Origin of the sequence: Streptococcus sp. HMSC072G04, from assembly GCF_001813295.1 — a bacterium.
In the GTDB taxonomy this organism is placed as follows: Bacteria; Bacillota; Bacilli; order Lactobacillales; family Streptococcaceae; genus Streptococcus.
In genome coordinates this window covers 1-21,813 of record NZ_KV812007.1, presented here as the reverse complement: position 1 = coordinate 21,813, position 21,813 = coordinate 1, and the positions used below count along the sequence as shown (strand labels likewise).

General features: G+C 37.6%; 21 protein-coding genes and 4 pseudogenes. 23 read left to right on the top strand and 2 right to left on the bottom strand.

Annotated features, from left to right (window positions below; all coding sequences use genetic code 11):
* Positions 1–47: 47 nt before the first annotated feature.
* The 16 genes and pseudogenes from HMPREF2904_RS01350 to HMPREF2904_RS10955 all read left to right on the top strand — a co-directional run bounded on the left by HMPREF2904_RS01350 (position 48) and on the right by HMPREF2904_RS10955 (position 14,758).
* Positions 48–374, top strand: a complete 327-nt coding sequence (locus HMPREF2904_RS01350; protein ID WP_003013607.1) for a helix-turn-helix domain-containing protein — start codon at positions 48–50, stop codon at positions 372–374.
* 391 nt (positions 375–765) lie between these two features.
* Positions 766–1,080 (top strand): YdcP family protein, encoded by a 315-nt coding sequence (locus HMPREF2904_RS01345; RefSeq protein WP_000420682.1) that lies wholly within the window; start codon positions 766–768, stop codon positions 1,078–1,080.
* A gap of 15 nt (positions 1,081–1,095) precedes the next feature.
* Positions 1,096–1,482: a YdcP family protein gene (locus HMPREF2904_RS01340; protein ID WP_000985015.1), complete on the top strand. Its 387-nt coding sequence runs from the start codon at positions 1,096–1,098 to the stop codon at positions 1,480–1,482.
* Between the two features lie 28 nt (positions 1,483–1,510).
* Complete coding sequence (locus tag HMPREF2904_RS01335; protein ID WP_000813488.1) at positions 1,511–2,896, top strand: FtsK/SpoIIIE domain-containing protein; 1,386 nt, start codon at positions 1,511–1,513, stop codon at positions 2,894–2,896.
* Positions 2,897–2,898: 2 nt separating this feature from the next.
* Entirely contained in the window at positions 2,899–3,051 is a 153-nt protein-coding gene (locus HMPREF2904_RS10965; RefSeq protein ID WP_000879507.1) for a hypothetical protein, read from the top strand.
* Between the two features lie 22 nt (positions 3,052–3,073).
* On the top strand, positions 3,074–4,279 hold the full coding sequence (mobT, locus tag HMPREF2904_RS01330) for a MobT family relaxase (protein ID WP_000398284.1): 1,206 nt from the start codon (positions 3,074–3,076) through the stop codon (positions 4,277–4,279).
* Positions 4,280–4,321: 42 nt separating this feature from the next.
* On the top strand, positions 4,322–4,543 hold the full coding sequence (locus tag HMPREF2904_RS01325) for a hypothetical protein (protein ID WP_001009056.1): 222 nt from the start codon (positions 4,322–4,324) through the stop codon (positions 4,541–4,543).
* A gap of 116 nt (positions 4,544–4,659) precedes the next feature.
* The gene (locus HMPREF2904_RS01320) at positions 4,660–5,157 is read left to right on the top strand and encodes an antirestriction protein ArdA (protein ID WP_000342539.1); all 498 of its coding nucleotides are present in this window, start codon (positions 4,660–4,662) and stop codon (positions 5,155–5,157) included.
* A gap of 88 nt (positions 5,158–5,245) precedes the next feature.
* On the top strand, positions 5,246–5,638 hold the full coding sequence (locus HMPREF2904_RS01315; protein WP_000723888.1) for a conjugal transfer protein: 393 nt from the start codon (positions 5,246–5,248) through the stop codon (positions 5,636–5,638).
* Positions 5,622–8,069 (top strand): conjugal transfer ATPase TcpF, encoded by a 2,448-nt coding sequence (locus HMPREF2904_RS01310; RefSeq protein WP_070659534.1) that lies wholly within the window; start codon positions 5,622–5,624, stop codon positions 8,067–8,069. The genes HMPREF2904_RS01315 and HMPREF2904_RS01310 overlap by 17 nt, the downstream gene beginning before the upstream one ends.
* Before the next feature lie 2 nt (positions 8,070–8,071).
* Positions 8,072–10,249, top strand: coding sequence for a CD3337/EF1877 family mobilome membrane protein (locus tag HMPREF2904_RS01305; protein WP_000804748.1), 2,178 nt, complete (start codon positions 8,072–8,074; stop codon positions 10,247–10,249).
* Positions 10,246–11,247, top strand: a complete 1,002-nt coding sequence (locus tag HMPREF2904_RS01300) for a bifunctional lytic transglycosylase/C40 family peptidase (RefSeq protein WP_070659532.1) — start codon at positions 10,246–10,248, stop codon at positions 11,245–11,247. Before HMPREF2904_RS01305 ends, HMPREF2904_RS01300 begins: the two co-directional genes overlap by 4 nt.
* Complete coding sequence (locus HMPREF2904_RS01295; RefSeq protein WP_001224319.1) at positions 11,244–12,176, top strand: conjugal transfer protein; 933 nt, start codon at positions 11,244–11,246, stop codon at positions 12,174–12,176. The genes HMPREF2904_RS01300 and HMPREF2904_RS01295 overlap by 4 nt, the downstream gene beginning before the upstream one ends.
* A gap of 313 nt (positions 12,177–12,489) precedes the next feature.
* Positions 12,490–12,537 (top strand): annotated as a pseudogene (locus HMPREF2904_RS12115) (hypothetical protein); the annotation flags it as partial.
* A 15-nt stretch (positions 12,538–12,552) separates the two neighbouring features.
* Positions 12,553–14,472, top strand: a complete 1,920-nt coding sequence (gene tet(M) / locus HMPREF2904_RS01290) for a tetracycline resistance ribosomal protection protein Tet(M) (protein WP_000691727.1) — start codon at positions 12,553–12,555, stop codon at positions 14,470–14,472.
* A gap of 118 nt (positions 14,473–14,590) precedes the next feature.
* Positions 14,591–14,758: a cysteine-rich KTR domain-containing protein gene (locus tag HMPREF2904_RS10955; RefSeq protein WP_000336323.1), complete on the top strand. Its 168-nt coding sequence runs from the start codon at positions 14,591–14,593 to the stop codon at positions 14,756–14,758.
* Between the two features lie 59 nt (positions 14,759–14,817).
* On the opposite strand, the pseudogene HMPREF2904_RS01285 reads toward HMPREF2904_RS10955, so the two are convergent.
* Positions 14,818–14,955, bottom strand: a pseudogene (locus HMPREF2904_RS01285) (XRE family transcriptional regulator); the annotation flags it as partial.
* A 283-nt stretch (positions 14,956–15,238) separates the two neighbouring features.
* On the opposite strand from HMPREF2904_RS01285, the pseudogene HMPREF2904_RS12075 reads away from it, so the two are divergent.
* The 5 genes and pseudogenes from HMPREF2904_RS12075 to HMPREF2904_RS01265 all read left to right on the top strand — a co-directional run.
* Positions 15,239–15,322 (top strand): annotated as a pseudogene (locus HMPREF2904_RS12075) (MLS leader peptide); the annotation flags it as partial.
* Between the two features lie 48 nt (positions 15,323–15,370).
* On the top strand, positions 15,371–15,454 hold the full coding sequence (locus HMPREF2904_RS01280; RefSeq protein WP_001814874.1) for a 23S rRNA methyltransferase attenuation leader peptide: 84 nt from the start codon (positions 15,371–15,373) through the stop codon (positions 15,452–15,454).
* Between the two features lie 124 nt (positions 15,455–15,578).
* On the top strand, positions 15,579–16,316 hold the full coding sequence (gene erm(B) / locus HMPREF2904_RS01275; protein WP_001038790.1) for a 23S rRNA (adenine(2058)-N(6))-methyltransferase Erm(B): 738 nt from the start codon (positions 15,579–15,581) through the stop codon (positions 16,314–16,316).
* Between the two features lie 354 nt (positions 16,317–16,670).
* Positions 16,671–17,225, top strand: coding sequence for a recombinase family protein (locus tag HMPREF2904_RS01270; protein ID WP_000576156.1), 555 nt, complete (start codon positions 16,671–16,673; stop codon positions 17,223–17,225).
* A 3-nt stretch (positions 17,226–17,228) separates the two neighbouring features.
* The gene (locus tag HMPREF2904_RS01265) at positions 17,229–20,147 is read left to right on the top strand and encodes a Tn3 family transposase (protein WP_001240982.1); all 2,919 of its coding nucleotides are present in this window, start codon (positions 17,229–17,231) and stop codon (positions 20,145–20,147) included.
* 73 nt (positions 20,148–20,220) lie between these two features.
* Here HMPREF2904_RS01265 and HMPREF2904_RS01260 read toward each other — a convergent pair.
* Positions 20,221–20,442 (bottom strand): annotated as a pseudogene (locus HMPREF2904_RS01260) (helix-turn-helix domain-containing protein); the annotation flags it as partial.
* Between the two features lie 504 nt (positions 20,443–20,946).
* On the opposite strand from HMPREF2904_RS01260, the gene HMPREF2904_RS01255 reads away from it, so the two are divergent.
* Both HMPREF2904_RS01255 and HMPREF2904_RS01250 read left to right on the top strand, forming a co-directional pair.
* Positions 20,947–21,369 carry a sigma-70 family RNA polymerase sigma factor gene (locus HMPREF2904_RS01255; RefSeq protein ID WP_070659530.1) on the top strand — a complete coding sequence of 141 codons (423 nt, stop codon included), beginning with the start codon at positions 20,947–20,949 and terminating at the stop codon, positions 21,367–21,369.
* Complete coding sequence (locus tag HMPREF2904_RS01250) at positions 21,366–21,596, top strand: helix-turn-helix domain-containing protein (RefSeq protein WP_000857133.1); 231 nt, start codon at positions 21,366–21,368, stop codon at positions 21,594–21,596. Before HMPREF2904_RS01255 ends, HMPREF2904_RS01250 begins: the two co-directional genes overlap by 4 nt.
* The last annotated feature ends 217 nt before the right edge of the window (positions 21,597–21,813 follow it).

The following is a 21,813-nucleotide window of genomic DNA, read 5'->3' as shown; positions in this document are numbered from 1 at the left end:
TAGAATCTAACCTTCTAAGACTGTAGAATAGTCTTACGAGGTGAGCAATGTCAGAATTACAAAAGTATATAAGCAAAAGAATACGGATTTTGCGGATTCAGTCAGGAATGACACAGGAACAACTAGAAGAAAAAGCAGATCTTGGTACCAATTATGCCTATAAGCTGGAAAATTTAGAACCCAATATAAAAATTAGTACGCTTGAGAAAATTATAGAAGCGTTAAATGTTGATCTACAAACTTTTTTTGATTTAACACTTAAAGAAGAAAGCACTGACTTAGCACAGCTTATCGACACTATCAAATCTTTACCAGAATACAAACAAAATAAAGTCATTTCAGCTATTAACACAATTATAAACGAGACAAAATAAAAAAGTGGAAAAGGATAAGTATAAAAACTTTTTCTTTCCCACTTTTTTTATGCCTAAAAATAGCATAAAAATCTAGTTATCCGCATAAAAACTGGACTTATCACACTTTATCAAGGTCAAAACCACTCAATTTACTACTAATTTACTACTTATGAATGAGCTTTGATACGACGATTTATCCTTGAAAAGTGAAGATATAAAGATACTTCCAATAAAATTTGAATATTTAATAGGTAGACACTTCAAAAAATGAGGTGTCTATTTTTTTACCCGATTTTGAAAGGAAGTGAACTTATGAAAACAAAAAATCAAGAATCAAAAGGTCGTTCCCCACTCTTTAAGACCATCAAACATTCATTCAGCCAATAAAAAAGAAAGGATAGGTAAAAATATGGAACTTAAATTTGTGATTCCCAACATGGAAAAAACATTCGGCAATTTAGAATTTGCTGGCGAGGATAAAGTCGTTCAGCGAAGAATCAACGGACGGCTAACTGTCTTATCAAGAAGCTATAATCTCTATTCTGATGTTCAAAGAGCAGATGATATTGTGGTGGTGCTTCCTGCTGAAGCTGGCGAAAAACATTTCGGCTTTGAGGAACGTGTGAAGTTAGTCAATCCACGTATTACCGCAGAGGGCTACAAAATCGGCACTCGTGGTTTTACAAATTACCTTTTACATGCTGACGACATGATAAAAGAATAAAGAAAGAGAGGAAAAATGATGAGATTAGCAAATGGCATTGTATTAGATAAAGACACGACTTTTGGAGAATTGAAATTCTCTGCTCTACGTCGTGAAGTGAGAATCCAAAATGAAGACGGGTCGGTTTCAGATGAAATCAAGGAACGTACCTATGACTTAAAATCCAAAGGACAAGGACGCATGATTCAAGTAAGTATTCCTGCCAGCGTGCCTTTGAAAGAGTTTGATTATAACGCACGGGTGGAACTTATCAATCCCATTGCGGACACCGTTGCTACTGCCACCTATCAAGGAGCAGATGTTGACTGGTATATCAAGGCAGACGATATTGTGCTGACAAAGGATTCTAGTTCATTCAAAGCTCAACCACAAGCAAAGAAAGAACCGACACAAGACAAATAGTCGCTAGGTAGAAAGGAGACTTTTTCGCATGAAACAGCGTGGTAAAAGGATTCGCCCATCTGGTAAAGATTTAGTCTTTCATTTTACGATAGCGTCACTCCTGCCTGTTTTCCTGCTGGTTGTCGGACTGTTTCATGTGAAGACAATCCAGCAGATCAACTGGCAGGATTTTAACCTATCACAAGCAGATAAGATTGACATTCCCTATTTAATTATCAGTTTCAGTGTCGCAATTCTTATCTGCTTGCTGGTAGCGTTTGTATTCAAACGGGTTCGCTATGATACGGTTAAACAACTTTACCACCGTCAAAAACTGGCAAAGATGATACTTGAAAACAAGTGGTATGAATCTGAACAGGTCAAAACAGAGGGTTTCTTTAAAGATAGTGCTGGTCGTACAAAGGAAAAGATAACCTACTTCCCTAAAATGTATTATCGACTTAAAAATGGCTTGATACAGATACGGGTGGAAATCACGCTGGGAAAATATCAAGACCAACTCTTACACTTGGAAAAGAAATTAGAGAGTGGCTTGTACTGTGAGCTGACGGATAAAGAGTTAAAGGATTCCTATGTGGAATATACTTTGCTCTATGACACCATAGCCAGTCGTATTTCTATTGATGAAGTAGAAGCTAAAGATGGTAAACTTCGCTTAATGAAAAACGTATGGTGGGAATATGATAAGCTCCCTCATATGTTGATTGCTGGTGGTACAGGTGGCGGTAAAACTTACTTTATACTGACACTGATTGAAGCCTTGCTTCATACAGATTCAAAACTGTATATTCTTGACCCGAAAAATGCTGACCTTGCGGACTTAGGTTCTGTGATGGCAAATGTCTACTATAGAAAAGAAGACTTGCTTTCTTGCATTGAAACATTCTATGAAGAAATGATGAAACGTAGTGAGGAAATGAAGCAGATGAAGAACTATAAGACTGGCAAAAATTATGCTTACTTAGGTCTCCCGGCACACTTCTTAATCTTTGATGAATACGTCGCTTTCATGGAAATGCTGGGAACAAAAGAAAACACCGCAGTTATGAATAAGCTGAAACAGATTGTCATGTTAGGTCGTCAAGCTGGCTTCTTTCTAATACTGGCTTGTCAACGTCCAGACGCAAAATATTTAGGCGACGGAATCCGTGATCAGTTTAATTTCAGAGTGGCTTTAGGTCGTATGTCTGAAATGGGCTATGGCATGATGTTTGGCAGTGACGTACAAAAGGATTTCTTCTTAAAGCGAATCAAAGGTCGTGGCTATGTTGATGTAGGAACAAGTGTCATATCAGAGTTTTATACTCCCCTTGTACCAAAAGGATATGATTTCTTGGAGGAAATTAAAAAGTTATCCAACAGCAGACAGTCCACGCAGGCGACGTGCGAAGCGGAAGTCGCAGGTGTGGACTGATCTTGCTGGCTGGTGTGGCAATAGCCACGCCAGCACTTAACCCCCCGTATCTAACAGGGGGGTACAAATCGACAGGAAACAGTCAAAAAAACATTAGAAAATCCTTTGGTTACAAGGGATTTACAAAATTTCAGCGTATGTCAAATGGGCTTTAAAAGTTGACATACGCCTTTTTGATTGGAGGGATTTTTACTGAATGAACAAACTTGGTTACAGCATTTAAAAGAAAAACGCTTGGCTTATGGACTATCTCAAAACCGTTTAGCTGTTGCGACTGGTATTACAAGGCAGTATCTAAGCGATATTGAAACAGGAAAAGTCAAGCCATCAGAGGATTTACAGCAGTCCCTTTGGGAAGCTCTGGAACGCTTCAATCCCGACGCTCCCCTTGAAATGCTGTTTGATTATGTAAGGATTCGCTTTCCGACAACAGACGTACAGCAGGTGGTCGAAAACATCTTACAACTGAAACTGTCCTATTTTCTTCATGAGGACTATGGTTTCTATTCTTATTCAGAGCATTATGCTTTAGGCGACATATTCGTCCTTTGCTCCCATGAACTGGACAAAGGAGTTCTGGTGGAATTGAAAGGTCGTGGGTGCAGACAATTTGAAAGCTATCTTCTGGCACAACAAAGAAGCTGGTATGAGTTCTTTATGGACGTTTTGGTGGCTGGCGGTGTGATGAAACGCCTTGACCTTGCCATTAACGATAAGACAGGGATTTTAAATATCCCTGTACTCACTGAAAAGTGCCAACAGGAAGAATGTATCTCCGTCTTCCGCAGTTTTAAAAGCTATCGCAGTGGCGAACTGGTACGCAAAGAGGAAAAGGAATGTATGGGAAACACCCTCTATATCGGTTCATTACAAAGTGAAGTTTATTTCTGTATCTATGAAAAGGACTACGAGCAGTACAAGAAAAATGATATTCCCATTGAAGACGCAGAAGTAAAAAACCGTTTTGAGATTCGATTGAAAAATGAGCGTGCCTATTATGCAGTCCGTGATTTACTCGTCTATGACAATCCAGAGCATACCGCCTTTAAAATTATCAATCGGTATATCCGTTTTGTAGATAAAGACGATTCCAAACCTCGTTCTGATTGGAAACTGAATGAAGAATGGGCTTGGTTTATTGGGAACAATCGTGAACGATTAAAACTAACCACAAAACCAGAGCCTTACTCCTTCCAAAGGACGCTGAACTGGCTATCTCATCAAGTTGCCCCGACCTTAAAGGTTGCGATTAAACTTGATGAAATCAACCAGACGCAGGTTGTAAAAGACATTCTCGACCATGCGAAACTGACAGACCGACACAAGCAGATTTTGAAGCAACAGTCAGTAAAAGAACAGGACGTGATAACAACAAAAAAATAACTCAAATACAAATTCATTGAATATAGAGAGGAGAACATTTTTATGAATTTTGGACAAAACCTTTATAACTGGTTTCTATCAAACGCTCAATCACTGGTGCTTTTAGCAATCGTTGTGATTGGCTTGTATCTTGGCTTCAAGCGTGAGTTTAGCAAACTGATTGGCTTTTTAATTATTGCGATTATTGCGGTTGGCTTAGTCTTCAACGCTGCTGGAGTAAAAGACATTTTACTAGAGCTATTCAATCGCATTATTGGTGCTTAAATAAAACCGTTCTTTTGTGGAATATAAGTGGTTTTCTTATGTTCCGCAAAGGAATGGTACACCAAACGAAGTGCGGTAGGGATTTTTGAATCTCTACAAAGAAAGGACGTGAATATATGGACGATATGCAAGTCTATATTGCGAATTTAGGCAAATACAATGAGGGCGAATTGGTCGGTGCGTGGTTTACCTTTCCCATTGACTTTGAGGAAGTCAAAGAGAAAATCGGCTTGAATGATGAATATGAGGAATACGCCATTCATGACTACGAGTTACCCTTTACGGTTGACGAATACACTTCCATTGGCGAACTCAATCGACTATGGGAAATGGTATCGGAATTACCCGAAGAATTACAATCGGAGCTATCTGCTCTGCTCACTCATTTTTCAAGCATTGAAGAACTAAGCGAACATCAAGAGGATATTATCATTCATTCCGATTGTGATGATATGTATGACGTGGCACGCTACTACATTGAAGAAACGGGTGCTTTAGGCGAAGTACCAGCTAGTCTTCAAAACTATATTGATTATCAAGCCTATGGTCGGGATTTAGACCTTTCAGGAACGTTTATCTCAACCAATCATGGGATTTTTGAAATCGTCTATTAAATCTGTCGGTACATTACTACTGGCAGATTTTCTATTTTACGGGGTGGCTCAATCAGCTACCCCTATTTTTTATGAAAGGATTGATTACATGAAGAAAATACGAAGCTATACCAGTATCTGGTCTGTGGAAAAGGTACTGTATTCTATCAATGATTTTAGACTTCCGTTTCCCATAACCTTTACGCAAATGACATGGTTTGTCGTGTCACTCTTTGCAGTGATGATACTTGGCAACTTGCCCCCTCTTTCCATGATAGAGGGAGCATTTCTCAAATACTTTGGGATTCCTGTGGCTTTCACATGGTTTATGTCTACAAAAACTTTTGATGGTAAAAAGCCTTATGGATTTTTGAAGTCTGTCATTGCTTATGCACTGCGACCAAAGCTGACCTATGCAGGAAAAAAAGTAACGCTTGGCAGAAACCAGCCACAAGAAGCCATTACAGCAGTTAGGAGTGAATTTTATGGCATATCCAATTAAATACATTGAAAACAATCTCGTCTGGAATAAAGACGGGGAATGTTATGCTTACTATGAGCTTGTTCCTTACAATTACTCATTTCTAAGTCCAGAACAGAAAATACAAGTGCATGATTCTTTCAGACAGCTTATCGCACAAAATCGTGATGGCAAAATTCATGCTTTACAAATCAGTACAGAATCCAGCATACGTTCTGCACAAGAGCGTTCCAAAAATGAAGTCACTGGCAAGCTCAAAGCGGTTGCCTATGACAAAATCGACCAACAGACAGACGCTTTAATATCCATGATTGGCGAAAATCAAGTGAACTACCGTTTCTTTATCGGCTTTAAGTTGCTTCTCAACGATCAGGAGTTTTCTATGAAAAGTCTTACCGTTGAAGCAAAAAATGCTTTGTCTGATTTTGTCTATGATGTGAACCATAAGCTGATGGGCGATTTTGTTAGTATGAGTAATGATGAAATCCTGCGTTTTCAGAAGATGGAAAAGCTCTTAGAAAATAAAATCTCTCGTCGTTTCAAAATCCGCAGGTTAGATAAGGACGACTTCGGCTATCTGATTGAACACCTTTACGGACAGACAGGCACTGCCTATGAAGAGTATGAGTACCATCTATCAAAGAAAAAGCTGGATAATGAAACGCTGATTAAATACTATGACTTGATTAAGCCTACTCGCTGTTTGGTGGAAGAAAAACAGCGATATTTGAAAATCCAGCAGGAAGATGAAACCGTCTATGTAGCTTACTTTACCATTAACAGCATTGTCGGAGAACTGGACTTCCCGTCCTCTGAAATCTTCTACTACCAGCAACAGCAATTTACATTCCCGATTGATACGTCAATGAATGTGGAAATTGTAGCGAATCGTAAAGCCCTATCTACTGTCCGCAATAAAAAGAAAGAACTGAAAGACTTGGATAACCACGCTTGGCAAAGTGATAATGAAACCAGCTCCAATGTGGCGGAAGCTCTGGAAAGTGTGAATGAGCTGGAAACCAATTTAGACCAAAGCAAGGAATCTATGTACAAGCTGTCTTATGTGGTAAGGGTATCAGCAAATGATCTTGACGAACTCAAACGTCGTTGTAATGAAGTGAAAGATTTTTATGACGATTTAAGCGTAAAACTGGTACGACCATTTGGGGATATGCTCGGCTTACATGAAGAATTTTTACCTGCCAGCAAGCGTTATATGAATGATTATATTCAATACGTGACCTCTGATTTCCTCGCTGGTTTAGGTTTTGGTGCTACTCAAATGCTGGGGGAAAATGAGGGGATTTATGTTGGCTACAGCTTAGATACTGGACGCAATGTCTATCTGAAACCTGCTCTTGCCAGTCAAGGGGTTAAGGGTTCAGTAACCAATGCGTTAGCGTCGGCTTTTGTTGGTTCGCTGGGTGGTGGTAAATCCTTTGCGAATAACCTTATCGTCTATTATGCGGTGCTTTATGGGGCACAAGCAGTGATTGTAGACCCAAAAGCAGTACGTGGCAGATGGAAAGAAACCTTGCCAGAGATTTCCCATGAAATCAATATCGTCACTCTGACTTCTGATGAGAAAAACAAAGGCTTACTTGACCCTTATGTGATTATGAAAAATCCCAAAGATTCTGAATCACTGGCTATTGATATTCTGACATTCCTTACGGGGATTTCCTCTCGTGATGGGGAACGCTTCCCAATCCTTAGAAAAGCCATTCGTGCAGTAACCAATAGTGAAGTACGAGGGTTGATGAAAGTGATTGAGGAATTACGGGTTGAGAATACGCCACTAAGTACCAGTATAGCCGACCATATCGAAAGTTTTACAGACTATGACTTTGCACATTTATTATTCAGTAATGGTTATGTGGAGCAGTCTATCAGCTTAGAAAAACAACTGAACATTATACAGGTTGCGGACTTGGTACTTCCCGACAAGGAAACTTCCTTTGAGGAATATACCACTATGGAGCTTTTATCCGTTGCTATGCTGATTGTCATTAGTACCTTTGCTTTAGACTTTATCCATACAGACCGAAGCATTTTCAAGATTGTAGATTTAGACGAAGCATGGAGCTTTTTACAGGTAGCACAAGGAAAAACACTATCTATGAAGCTGGTTCGGGCTGGTCGTGCTATGAACGCTGGGGTATATTTCGTGACCCAAAATACAGACGACCTCTTAGATGAAAAACTGAAAAATAACCTCGGCTTAAAATTTGCATTTCGTTCCACTGACCTTAACGAGATTAAAAAGACCTTAGCCTTTTTTGGTGTAGACCCAGAGGACGAAAACAATCAGAAGCGATTGCGTGATTTGGAAAACGGGCAATGCCTTATCAGTGATTTATATGGTCGTGTCGGTGTGATACAGTTCCACCCTGTATTTGAAGAACTGCTCCATGCCTTTGATACCAGACCACCTGTGCGAAAAGAGGTGTAAATGTGAAACCATCAATAGTAAACAGAATAAAATCAAACTGGACGCTGAAACGTCTAGGTAAAGTGGCAATGACAGTGGCTTTCACACTTGTGATTGCCATTTTTCTTTTAGCCATGCTGGGAACGGTGGTTCAAGCTGCGGGCTTGGTAGATGATACGGTCAATGTGGCAAATGAATACAGCCGATACCCACTTGAAAACTATCAACTGGATTTTTATGTGGATAATAGCTGGGGCTGGCTTCCGTGGAACTGGTCGGACGGGATTGGAAAACAGGTCATGTATGGACTATATGCCATTACCAATTTTATTTGGACAATCAGTTTGTATGTTTCCAATGCGACAGGTTACTTAGTACAGGAAGCCTATTCCTTAGACTTCATTTCCGCTACAGCAGATTCCATTGGTAAGAATATGCAGACCTTAGCTGGTGTGAGTGCAAACGGATTTTCAACAGAGGGTTTCTATGTTGGATTCCTCTTACTCTTGATTTTGGTTCTTGGGGTTTATGTTGCCTATACGGGACTGATAAAGAGAGAAACCACAAAGGCAATTCATGCCATTATGAATTTTGTGCTGGTGTTTATCCTATCGGCTTCCTTTATTGCCTACGCTCCCGACTACATTAAAAAAATCAATGACTTTTCATCAGACATCAGTAATGCCAGTTTATCACTTGGCACGAAGATTGTCATGCCCCATTCCGATAGTCAAGGCAAGGACAGCGTGGACTTAATCAGAGATAGCCTGTTTTCCATACAGGTTCAGCAACCGTGGCTACTGCTTCAATACAACAGTTCAGACATTGAAAGTATCGGTATTGACCGTGTGGAAAGCCTGCTCTCCACCAGCCCAGATTCCAACAATGGCGAAGACAGAGAAAAAATTGTTGCGGAAGAAATTGAAGACAGAAGCAATACCAATCTAACCATTACAAAGACCATTAACCGTTTAGGTACAGTCTTCTTCCTATTTGTCTTCAATATTGGGATTTCCATATTTGTATTCCTATTAACAGGAATCATGATTTTCTCGCAGGTACTTTTTATCATCTATGCTATGTTTCTGCCTGTGAGCTTTATTTTAAGCATGATTCCATCATTTGATGGTATGTCAAAACGAGCCATAACAAAGCTCTTTAATACCATTTTGACACGAGCTGGAATCACATTGATTATTACGACAGCATTTAGTATTTCAACCATGCTCTATACCTTATCGGCTGGTTATCCGTTCTTTTTGATTGCTTTTCTACAGATTGTGACCTTTGCAGGAATCTACTTCAAGCTGGGCGATTTAATGAGTATGTTTTCTCTACAGAGTAACGATTCTCAAAGTGTGGGAAGTCGTGTGATGAGAAAACCTCGTATGCTTATGCACGCTCACATGCACCGTCTACAGCGGAAACTTGGACGTTCCATGACTACTCTAGGGGCTGGGTCTGCCATTGTTACAGGTAAAAAAGGACAGTCGGGTTCGGGGAGTTCTGCAAGGACACAAGCAGATCACTCCCGACCAGACGGAAAGGAAAAATCAACACTTGGAAAACGTATCGGTCAAACCATCGGTACAGTAGCTGATACCAAAGACAGAATGGTAGACACTGCTAGTGGTTTGAAAGAACAGGTTAAAGATTTGCCGACCAATGCAAGATATGCAGTATATCAAGGAAAATCCAAAGTAAAAGAGAATGTCCGTGATTTAACCAGTAGTATTTCTCAAACCAAAGCGGACAGAGCCAGTGGACGCAAGGAACAGCAGGAACAAAGGCGAAAAACCATTGCGAAGCGTCGCTCTGAAATGGAACAGGTCAAACAGAAAAAACAGCCTGCTTCTTCTGTTCATGAAAGACCGACTACAAGACAAGAACAATATCATGATGAACAGACCTCAAAACAGTCTAATATTCAGACTTCATATAAGGAATCTCAACAAGCCAAACAAGAGCGTCCAGCAGTTAAGTCCGATTTTTCAAGTCCAAAAGTGGAACGCCAAGGCAATACCGTTCAAGAAAAAACCGTTCAAAAGCCAGCAACTTCAACCACTACAGCAGATAGAACTTCACAACGTCCAATCACAAAAGAACGTCCGTCTACTGTTCAAAGAGTACCACTACAAAATACAAGAAGTAGACCACCAATCAAAACCGCCACCATTAAGAAAGTCGGTAAGAAACCATGAAGTTGAAAACTTTAGTGATTGGTGGTTCTGGATTATTCTTGATGGTCTTCTCACTGCTTCTGTTTGTTGCCATTTTATTTTCAGATGAACAGGACAGCGGAATTTCCAATATTCATTATGGAGGTGTGAATGTTTCCGCAGAAGTGCTGGCTCATAAGCCTATGGTAGAAAAATATGCCAAAGAATATGGCGTTGAAGAATATGTCAACATACTTCTTGCGATTATACAGGTGGAATCGGGCGGTACTGCGGAAGATGTTATGCAGTCCTCGGAATCCCTCGGTCTTCCACCTAATTCATTGAGTACAGAAGAATCCATTAAGCAAGGTGTGAAGTATTTCAGTGAATTATTAGCCAGTAGCGAAAGGCTCAGTGTAGATTTAGAATCGGTTATCCAGTCCTACAATTATGGTGGTGGTTTCTTAGGGTATGTGGCTAATCGTGGAAATAAATATACCTTTGAACTGGCTCAAAGTTTCTCAAAAGAGTATTCAGGTGGCGAAAAAGTGTCTTACCCCAATCCCATAGCCATACCTATCAATGGGGGCTGGCGATACAACTATGGCAATATGTTTTATGTGCAACTGGTAACGCAGTATCTTGTCACAACAGAGTTTGATGATGATACGGTACAAGCCATCATGGACGAAGCACTGAAATATGAGGGCTGGCGATACGTTTACGGTGGAGCTTCCCCGACTACTTCTTTTGATTGTAGCGGACTGACACAATGGACGTATGGAAAAGCTGGAATTAACTTACCACGAACCGCACAACAGCAATATGATGTGACCCAGCATATCCCACTATCGGAAGCACAAGCTGGCGATTTGGTTTTCTTTCATTCTACCTATAACGCTGGCTCTTATATTACTCATGTTGGGATATACCTTGGCAATAACCGTATGTTTCATGCAGGCGACCCAATCGGTTATGCCGACTTAACAAGCCCCTACTGGCAACAGCATTTAGTGGAAGCAGGACGAATCAAACAATGAGAAAGGAAGATTTAATGATGAAATTTAGAAAAAATCAGAATAAAGAAAAACAGATACCAAAGGAAAAGAAACCTCGTGTCTATAAGGTCAATCCTCATAAAAAGGTTGTGATTGCCTTGTGGGTACTTTTAGGGCTTAGTTTCAGCTTTGCGATATTCAAGCACTTTACAGCTATAGATACTCATACTATTCACGAAACAACTATCATAGAAAAGGAATACGTTGATACTCATCATGTAGAAAATTTTGTAGAGAACTTTGCGAAAGTCTACTATTCATGGGAGCAATCCGATAAGTCCATTGATAATCGAATGGAAAGTCTAAAAGGCTATCTGACAGATGAACTTCAAGCTCTCAATGTTGATACAGTACGCAAAGATATTCCTGTATCGTCTTCTGTAAGAGGATTTCAGATATGGACGGTAGAGCCAACTGGCGACAATGAGTTTAATGTAACCTACAGTGTAGACCAGCTCATTACAGAGGGAGAAAATACAAAGACCGTCCACTCTGCTTATATAGTGAGTGTCTATGTAGATGGTTCTGGAAATATGGTACTGGTTAAGAATCCGACCATTACCAACATACCTAAGAAATCAAGTTATAAACCAAAAGCCATTGAAAGTGAGGGGACGGTTGATTCCATTACAACCAATGAAATCAATGAGTTTTTAACGACGTTCTTCAAGCTCTATCCTACAGCGACAGCCAGTGAACTTTCCTACTATGTGAATGACGGGATATTAAAACCAATCGGAAAAGAGTACATCTTTCAAGAACTGGTAAATCCTATTCACAATCGTAAGGATAATCAAGTCACGGTATCGCTGACAGTGGAGTATATCGACCAGCAGACCAAAGCAACGCAGGTATCTCAATTTGATTTGGTACTTGAAAAGAACGGGAGTAATTGGAAGATTGTAAAATAACAAATATTGGTACATGATTACAGATACTTTGTAATCATGTACTCTTTTTGATAAAAAATTGGAGATTCCTTTACAAATATGCTCTTACGTGCTATTATTTAAGTGACTATTTAAAAGGAGTTAATAAATATGCGGCAAGGTATTCTTAAATAAACTGTCAATTTGATAGCGGGAACAAATAATTAGATGTCCTTTTTTAGGAGGGCTTAGTTTTTTGTACCCAGTTTAAGAATACCTTTATCATGTGATTCTAAAGTATCCAGAGAATATCTGTATGCTTTGTATACCTATGGTTATGCATAAAAATCCCAGTGATAAAAGTATTTATCACTGGGATTTTTATGCCCTTTTGGGTTTTTGAATGGAGGAAAATCACATGAAAATTATTAATATTGGAGTTTTAGCTCATGTTGATGCAGGAAAAACTACCTTAACAGAAAGCTTATTATATAACAGTGGAGCGATTACAGAATTAGGAAGCGTGGACAAAGGTACAACGAGGACGGATAATACGCTTTTAGAACGTCAGAGAGGAATTACAATTCAGACAGGAATAACCTCTTTTCAGTGGGAAAATACGAAGGTGAACATCATAGACACGCCAGGACATATGGATTTCTTAGCAGAAGTATATCGTTCATTATCAGTTTTAGATGGGGCAATTCTACTGATTTCTGCAAAAGATGGCGTACAAGCACAAACTCGTATATTATTTCATGCACTTAGGAAAATGGGGATTCCCACAATCTTTTTTATCAATAAGATTGACCAAAATGGAATTGATTTATCAACGGTTTATCAGGATATTAAAGAGAAACTTTCTGCCGAAATTGTAATCAAACAGAAGGTAGAACTGTATCCTAATATGTGTGTGACGAACTTTACCGAATCTGAACAATGGGATACGGTAATAGAGGGAAACGATGACCTTTTAGAGAAATATATGTCCGGTAAATCATTAGAAGCATTGGAACTCGAACAAGAGGAAAGCATAAGATTTCATAATTGTTCCCTGTTCCCTGTTTATCACGGAAGTGCAAAAAACAATATAGGGATTGATAACCTTATAGAAGTGATTACGAATAAATTTTATTCATCAACACATCGAGGTCCGTCTGAACTTTGCGGAAATGTTTTCAAAATTGAATATACAAAAAAAAGACAACGTCTTGCATATATACGCCTTTATAGTGGAGTACTACATTTACGAGATTCGGTTAGAGTATCAGAAAAAGAAAAAATAAAAGTTACAGAAATGTATACTTCAATAAATGGTGAATTATGTAAGATTGATAGAGCTTATTCTGGAGAAATTGTTATTTTGCAAAATGAGTTTTTGAAGTTAAATAGTGTTCTTGGAGATACAAAACTATTGCCACAGAGAAAAAAGATTGAAAATCCGCACCCTCTACTACAAACAACTGTTGAACCGAGTAAACCTGAACAGAGAGAAATGTTGCTTGATGCCCTTTTGGAAATCTCAGATAGTGATCCGCTTCTACGATATTACGTGGATTCTACGACACATGAAATTATACTTTCTTTCTTAGGGAAAGTACAAATGGAAGTGATTAGTGCACTGTTGCAAGAAAAGTATCATGTGGAGATAGAACTAAAAGAGCCTACAGTCATTTATATGGAGAGACCGTTAAAAAATGCAGAATATACCATTCACATCGAAGTGCCGCCAAATCCTTTCTGGGCTTCCATTGGTTTATCTGTATCACCGCTTCCGTTGGGAAGTGGAATGCAGTATGAGAGCTCGGTTTCTCTTGGATACTTAAATCAATCATTTCAAAATGCAGTTATGGAAGGGATACGCTATGGTTGCGAACAAGGATTATATGGTTGGAATGTGACGGATTGTAAAATCTGTTTTAAGTATGGCTTATACTATAGCCCTGTTAGTACCCCAGCAGATTTTCGGATGCTTGCTCCTATTGTATTGGAACAAGTCTTAAAAAAAGCTGGAACAGAATTGTTAGAGCCATATCTTAGTTTTAAAATTTATGCGCCACAGGAATATCTTTCACGAGCATACAACGATGCTCCTAAATATTGTGCGAACATCGTAGACACTCAATTGAAAAATAATGAGGTCATTCTTAGTGGAGAAATCCCTGCTCGGTGTATTCAAGAATATCGTAGTGATTTAACTTTCTTTACAAATGGACGTAGTGTTTGTTTAACAGAGTTAAAAGGGTACCATGTTACTACCGGTGAACCTGTTTGCCAGCCCCGTCGTCCAAATAGTCGGATAGATAAAGTACGATATATGTTCAATAAAATAACTTAGTGTATTTTATGTTGTTATATAAATATGGTTTCTTGTTAAATAAGATGAAATATTTTTTAATAAAGATTTGAATTAAAGTGTAAAGGAGGAGATAGTTATTATAAACTACAAGTGGATATTGTGTCCTGTATGTGGAAATAAAACACGATTAAAGATAAGGGAAGATACTGAATTAAAAAAATTCCCCCTCTATTGTCCGAAATGCAGACAAGAAAATTTAATTGAAATAAAGCAGTTCAAAGTAACTGTGATTACAGAGCCAGACGCAAAGACGCAGAGCCGATAAAATGAGATTAATACAATCTCATTTTATCGGCTCTTTCCGTTATGTATGGATTCTTTTAATTAGTCTTCGATGTTTCTTGCTTCGTTGATACCGCTGGCTAAAGATTCCATTAAGGATAGTTCTTTGTCTGTAAAGCTATCCATGTATTTCTCTATCTGTAATCGTCGGGTGCTTTTTACCAAGTTATTAGCAGGTAGGGGTCCCGAGCGCCTACGAGGAATTTGTATCGATAAGAAATAGATTTAAAAATTTCGCTGTTATTTTGTACATTTAACTTGACGGTGACATCTCTCTATTGTGAGTTATTAGTGGTACAGTTTTCAACCGTTTTAATTATAAAAAAGTGGTGCATTTTTAAATTGGCACAAACAGGTAACGGTTATTGCAGGTGTATTTCTTATCTATGGGTTTAACATGGATTTTATCATTAAAATCATGAGTATTGTCCGAGAGTGATTGGTCTTGCGTATGGTTAACCCTAAAGTTATGGAAATAAGACTTAGAAGCAAACTTAAGAGTGTGTTGATTGTGCATTATCTTAAAATTTTGTATAATAGGAATTGAAGTTAAATTAGATGCTAAAAATTTGTAATTAAGAAGGAGGGATTCGTCATGTTGGTATTCCAAATGCGTAATGTAGATAAAACATCTACTGTTTTGAAACAGACTAAAAACAGTGATTACGCAGATAAATAAATACGTTAGATTAATTCCTACCAGTGACTAATCTTATGACTTTTTAAACAGATAACTAAAATTACAAACAAATCGTTTAACTTCTGTATTTATTTATAGATGTAATCACTTCAGGAGTGATTACATGAACAAAAATATAAAATATTCTCAAAACTTTTTAACGAGTGAAAAAGTACTCAACCAAATAATAAAACAATTGAATTTAAAAGAAACCGATACCGTTTACGAAATTGGAACAGGTAAAGGGCATTTAACGACGAAACTGGCTAAAATAAGTAAACAGGTAACGTCTATTGAATTAGACAGTCATCTATTCAACTTATCGTCAGAAAAATTAAAACTGAACATTCGTGTCACTTTAATTCACCAAGATATTCTACAGTTTCAATTCCCTAACAAACAGAGGTATAAAATTGTTGGGAATATTCCTTACCATTTAAGCACACAAATTATTAAAAAAGTGGTTTTTGAAAGCCATGCGTCTGACATCTATCTGATTGTTGAAGAAGGATTCTACAAGCGTACCTTGGATATTCACCGAACACTAGGGTTGCTCTTGCACACTCAAGTCTCGATTCAGCAATTGCTTAAGCTGCCAGCGGAATGCTTTCATCCTAAACCAAAAGTAAACAGTGTCTTAATAAAACTTACCCGCCATACCACAGATGTTCCAGATAAATATTGGAAGCTATATACGTACTTTGTTTCAAAATGGGTCAATCGAGAATATCGTCAACTGTTTACTAAAAATCAGTTTCATCAAGCAATGAAACACGCCAAAGTAAACAATTTAAGTACCGTTACTTATGAGCAAGTATTGTCTATTTTTAATAGTTATCTATTATTTAACGGGAGGAAATAATTCTATGAGTCGCTTTTGTAAATTTGGAAAGTTACACGTTACTAAAGGGAATGTAGATAAATTATTAGGTATACTACTGACAGCTTCCAAGGAGCTAAAGAGGTCCCTAGCGCCTACGGGGAATTTGTATCGATAAGGAATAGATTTAAAAATTTCGCTGTTATTTTGTACAATAAGGATAAATTTGAATGGTACCATAAACGACCGTTTATGGTACCTTTTCATTTTCCTGCTTTTTCTAAATGTTTTTTAAGTAAATCAAGTACCAAAATCCGTTCCTTTTTCATAGTTCCTATATAGTTATACTTAATGAGTTATGGTACATTTAAATTATAAAATTAAGGAGGTTTTTTTATGATTTTTGGCTATGCTCGAGTGAGTACGGATGATCAAAATCTTAGTTTACAAATTGATGCACTTACTCATTATGGAATTGATAAATTATTTCAAGAAAAAGTAACTGGTGCGAAAAAAGACCGACCGCAATTAGAAGAAATGATCAACCTACTACGTGAAGGAGATTCTGTTGTCATTTACAAGTTAGATCGAATTTCACGATCAACTAAACATTTGATTGAACTTTCTGAATTATTTGAAGAACTTAGTGTCAATTTTATATCTATTCAAGATAACGTAGATACTTCAACGTCTATGGGAAGATTCTTTTTCCGAGTTATGGCTAGTTTAGCAGAACTGGAACGGGATATTATTATTGAACGAACTAACTCTGGTCTTAAGGCAGCCAGAGTCCGAGGAAAAAAAGGGGGCCGTCCAAGTAAAGGTAAGCTATCAATTGATTTAGCTTTAAAAATGTATGACAGCAAAGAGTATTCTATTCGTCAAATTCTTGATGCCTCTAAATTAAGCAAAACAACCTTTTACCGTTACCTCAATAAAAGGAATGCTTAAGATATGGCTATGAAAAGAATTTTAACTACTTCACAGCGTGAACAACTTCTTTCTGTAGACCACTTATCAGAAGAGGATTTTAAAGCGTATTTTAGTTTTTCTGATTATGATCTGGAGGTTATTAATCAACACCGTGGAAAGGTCAATAAACTAGGATTTGCGATACAACTTTGTTTGGCCCGGTATCCTGGGTGTTCTTTAAGTAATTGGCCGATTAAATCAACCAGACTAACTTCTTATGTGAGTCGACAGCTCCATCTTGATGCAATTGATTTAAATTCATATGATCATAGAAATACACGTGCAAATCACTTCAACGAGATCTTAGAAGTATTCAACTATCATCGATTCGGTAGTGCTAATACACAAAAACAGTTAATAGAATATTTAATTGAACTAGCTTTAGAAAATGATGACTCTATCTATCTAATGAAAAAAACAATTGATTTCTTAACTCGAAAAAGAATTATTTTTCCATCTATAGCTACACTTGAAGACATTATAAGCCGCTGTCGAGATAAAGCAGAAAACAACTTATTTTCAATATTACTCTGTTCATTAACAGATATACAAATTGAAAAACTAGAGAGTTTGTTTCAAATTTATGAAGAGACGAAAATAACTAAACTCGCTTGGCTAAAAGACATTCCAGGTAAGGCAAATCCAGAAAGCTTTATGAGTATTTGTAAAAAAGTGGAAGTGATTGCTTCCATGGGACTCGGGACAATTAATGTCTCCCATATTAATCGGAACAGGTTTCTTCAGCTAGCTAGACTAGGGGAAAATTATGATGCATATGACTTCTCCCGTTTTGAGCTTGAAAAAAGATACTCTTTACTTATTGCTTTTTTAGTCAATCATCATCAATATCTGATCGATCAACTGATTGAGATTAATGACCGCATTTTAGCAAGTATTAAACGCAAAGGGACACGTGATTCACAAGAACAGTTAAAAGAAAAAGGAAAATTGGCTACTAAAAAATTGGAACATTATGCTTCTTTAATTGATGCTCTTCACTTTGCAAAAGATAATGATAGTAATCCTTTTGACGAAATTGAACGAATCATGCCTTGGGAAGATTTAGTACAAGATGGAGAAGAAGCTAAAAAAATTACAGGTAATAAAAATCATGGCTATTTAGAAATGGTTCGAAATAAAGCTAATTACCTCCGAAGATACACGCCAATGTTATTGAGGACCCTTTCGTTCAAAGCAACTCCGGCAGCAAATCCAGTCCTCATGGCCCTAACTCAACTAACTGATTTACACAATAGTGGTAAAAGAAAAATACCGGCAGATACTTCTACTGATTTTGTGAGTAAAAAATGGAAAAGCCTTGTTCGGCCAGAAGAGGGGAAAATAGATCGGTCTTACTATGAGTTAGTAGCTTTCACCGAGCTAAAGAACAATATTCGATCAGGAGATATTTCAGTTGAAGGAAGTATGATCCATCGAAATATTGATGATTACTTAGTTGATTTATCTGCTTGTATTGATTCAGAAACTATTCCAGACACGTTTGAGGACTATTTAAAGGATCGGGAAATAATTTTAGATTTACAGCTTCAATTTTATTCGACAGTTGATAAGAGAATTTCAAGAGCAAACCTTAAAAAGTTGGAAAAAGTTACACCTAGCGAAGCAGAAATATATAGAAAAAAACTTTATTCAATAATTCCTAAGATAAGGCTTAGTGATCTTTTAATTGAGGTGGACAGTTGGACCAACTTTTCACAAGAATTTAGTCATGATTCTACAGGGAAACCGCCGAGTGAACAAGAAAGAAAAATTATTTTTGCTGCTTTGCTGGGTTTAGGGATGAATATTGGTCTTGAAAAAATGGCCCAATCAACTCCTGGAATTTCTTATTCTCAGTTAGCCAATGCCAAACAATGGCGCTTTTATAAAGAAGCTCTGACTCGTGCTCAATCTGTTTTGGTTAATTATCAGTTAAAGCTTCCTGTTGCAGACTTTTGGGGTGAAGGAAAAACCACTGCTTCAGACGGAATGCGCGTCCCAGTGGGCGTCTCAGCTCTAAAATCCGATGTTAATCCACATTACAAAAGTATGGAAAAAGGAGCTACAATGATTCGATCAATAAATGATAGGCATACGACTCATCATATCGAGGTTGCTTCAACTAATACAAGGGAAGCTACTCATACCCTTGATGGCCTACTTTATCATGAAACAGATCTAGATATTGAGGAACATTTTACTGATACAAATGGGTATTCTGATCAGGTGTTTGGAATGACCGCATTACTAGGCTTTGATTTTGAACCTCGCATCAGAAATATAAAAAAATCACAATTATTTTCTATCAAATCACCTTCCTACTACCCTAACTTATCAGAAGATATAAGCGGAAAAATCAATGTAAAAATTATTGAAGAAAACTATGATGAAATTAAACGAATCGCCTATTCGATTCAAACAGGAAAAGTATCTAGTTCTTTACTATTAGGAAAGCTAGGCTCATACGCACGTAAGAATAGAGTAGCTCTTGCACTGAGAGAACTAGGTCGCATTGAAAAGAGCATTTTTATGATAGATTATATTACAGATAGTGAGCTACGGCGAAGGATCACTCATGGACTAAATAAGACAGAAGCGATTAATGCTTTAGCTAGAGAACTATTTTTTGGGCGACGCGGAAAATTTATGGAGCGCGATATTCGCCGACAACTTCAAAGTGCTAGTGCGCTTAATGTGTTAATAAATGCAATAAGTATATGGAACGCCGTCTACTTACAAGCAGCTTATAATTATCTCGTCAAAATAGATCCCGAAGTAACTAAGTATATGAAGCATGTATCTCCTATTAATTGGGAGCATATCACTTTTCTTGGAGAGTATAAATTTGACTTGTTATCTATTCCTAAACACTTAAGAGAATTGAATATAAAAAATAAATAGGCCTTGAAACATTGGTTTAGTGGGAATTTGTACCCCTTATCGATACAAATTCCCACTAAGCGCTCGGGACCCCAGGTAAGAAAAATTCATCAACGGAAACATGAAGTAACGATACAAGGTCATAAAGAACTTGTATGCTGGGGTGTTGCCCTTTATTTTCAATATTAGTTAAGTACCGTGGGTCAATTTCAATCAATGCTCCCACTTGTTCACGAGTTAAACCTCGTTTCAATCGAGCTTCTTTAATGGCTAAACCAAAGGCTCTAAAATCATATTTATCTTCTTTTTTACGCATAGTAGACCACCTCTATACATTTTATTGTTCCTACTGAATTAAAAACAGGTATAGAAAAACGTGTTATATGGTTTATAGGTTTATATTTAATAAAAAGCACTACTAAACGCCAATAAAAAAAACCGTTATATGGTAGTGCTATTTACGCTGTTAAAATATTGTATATTACTTCCAAATGGCGGTTTGTTGGAGGTCAACGTCGCCATGAAGTACATCATATACAATAAATTTCCTTACATTGGGTTCTTGTCAAAAAAAGTCGTCTATCTGCAATAGATAAGTACGTCCACCAATGTGGTTTTATAAATCATATAGATAGAATAACAGAAGCATGTAAACAGAGAAATAAATCTGTTTATATGCTTTTTTGGCTATTCAGAACTTTTTTACAAAGTTTATTTATCAGTAATGCAACAAATCCCCCTTTCACATTGGGACTAAGAGTGAAAGGAGATAAACGAGCAAGGCTCACTTCCTTTCCTAGACAGAAAGGGGGTGAGAAACATGAAACCATCTTCTTTTCAGACCACAATAGAAAATCAGTTTGACTATATCTGTAAACGTGCTATGGAAGACGAGCGAAAGAATTATATGCTTTATCTTTCAAGGATTGCAAAGCGTGAGGTGTCCTTTTCGGATGTTGGCGATTATCTTGTTAGCCAGTTTGCGACAACAGATAACTATTCAACTGACTTTCAGATTTTTACACTCAATGGGTTATCAGTAGGCGTTGAAAATGATTTGTTGAGTGAAGCATTACGTGAGTTGTCAGACAAGAAACGTGAAATTCTACTGCTGTTTTACTTTATGGACATGAGCGATTCAGAAATTGCAGACCTGTTGAAATTGAACCGTTCTACTGTCTATCGGCATAGAACCAGTGGACTAGCCTTAATTAAAAAGTTTATGGAGGAATTTGAAGAATGAAAACACAATATCCTATGATTCCCTTTCCTCTCATTGTAAAGGCAACAGATGGCGATACCGAAGCGATTAACCAGATTCTACATCATTACAGAGGGTACATAACGAAGCGTTCCCTACGACTTATGAAAGATGAATATGGCAATCAAAGTATGGTCGTTGATGAAGTCTTACGTGGAAGAATGGAAACCAGACTGATTACAAAGATTTTGTCATTTGAAATTAAGTAATATCCTCTCTCCTTTCGTGGAAGCGTGCTAAACCATTCCACGCTTCCCGAACAGGGAGGTTTGTTATTCCACCAAAGCATATTGAGCTTTCAATGTGTTTTGATAGGCTAACGAGCCATTGTTCTTTGAAAACTGAATAAAAGTAATCGAATACGTTTCGATAAGAAAAGAGCCAACGGAACTAATGAACTGCACCCCAAAAGTTAGACAGAAAAAA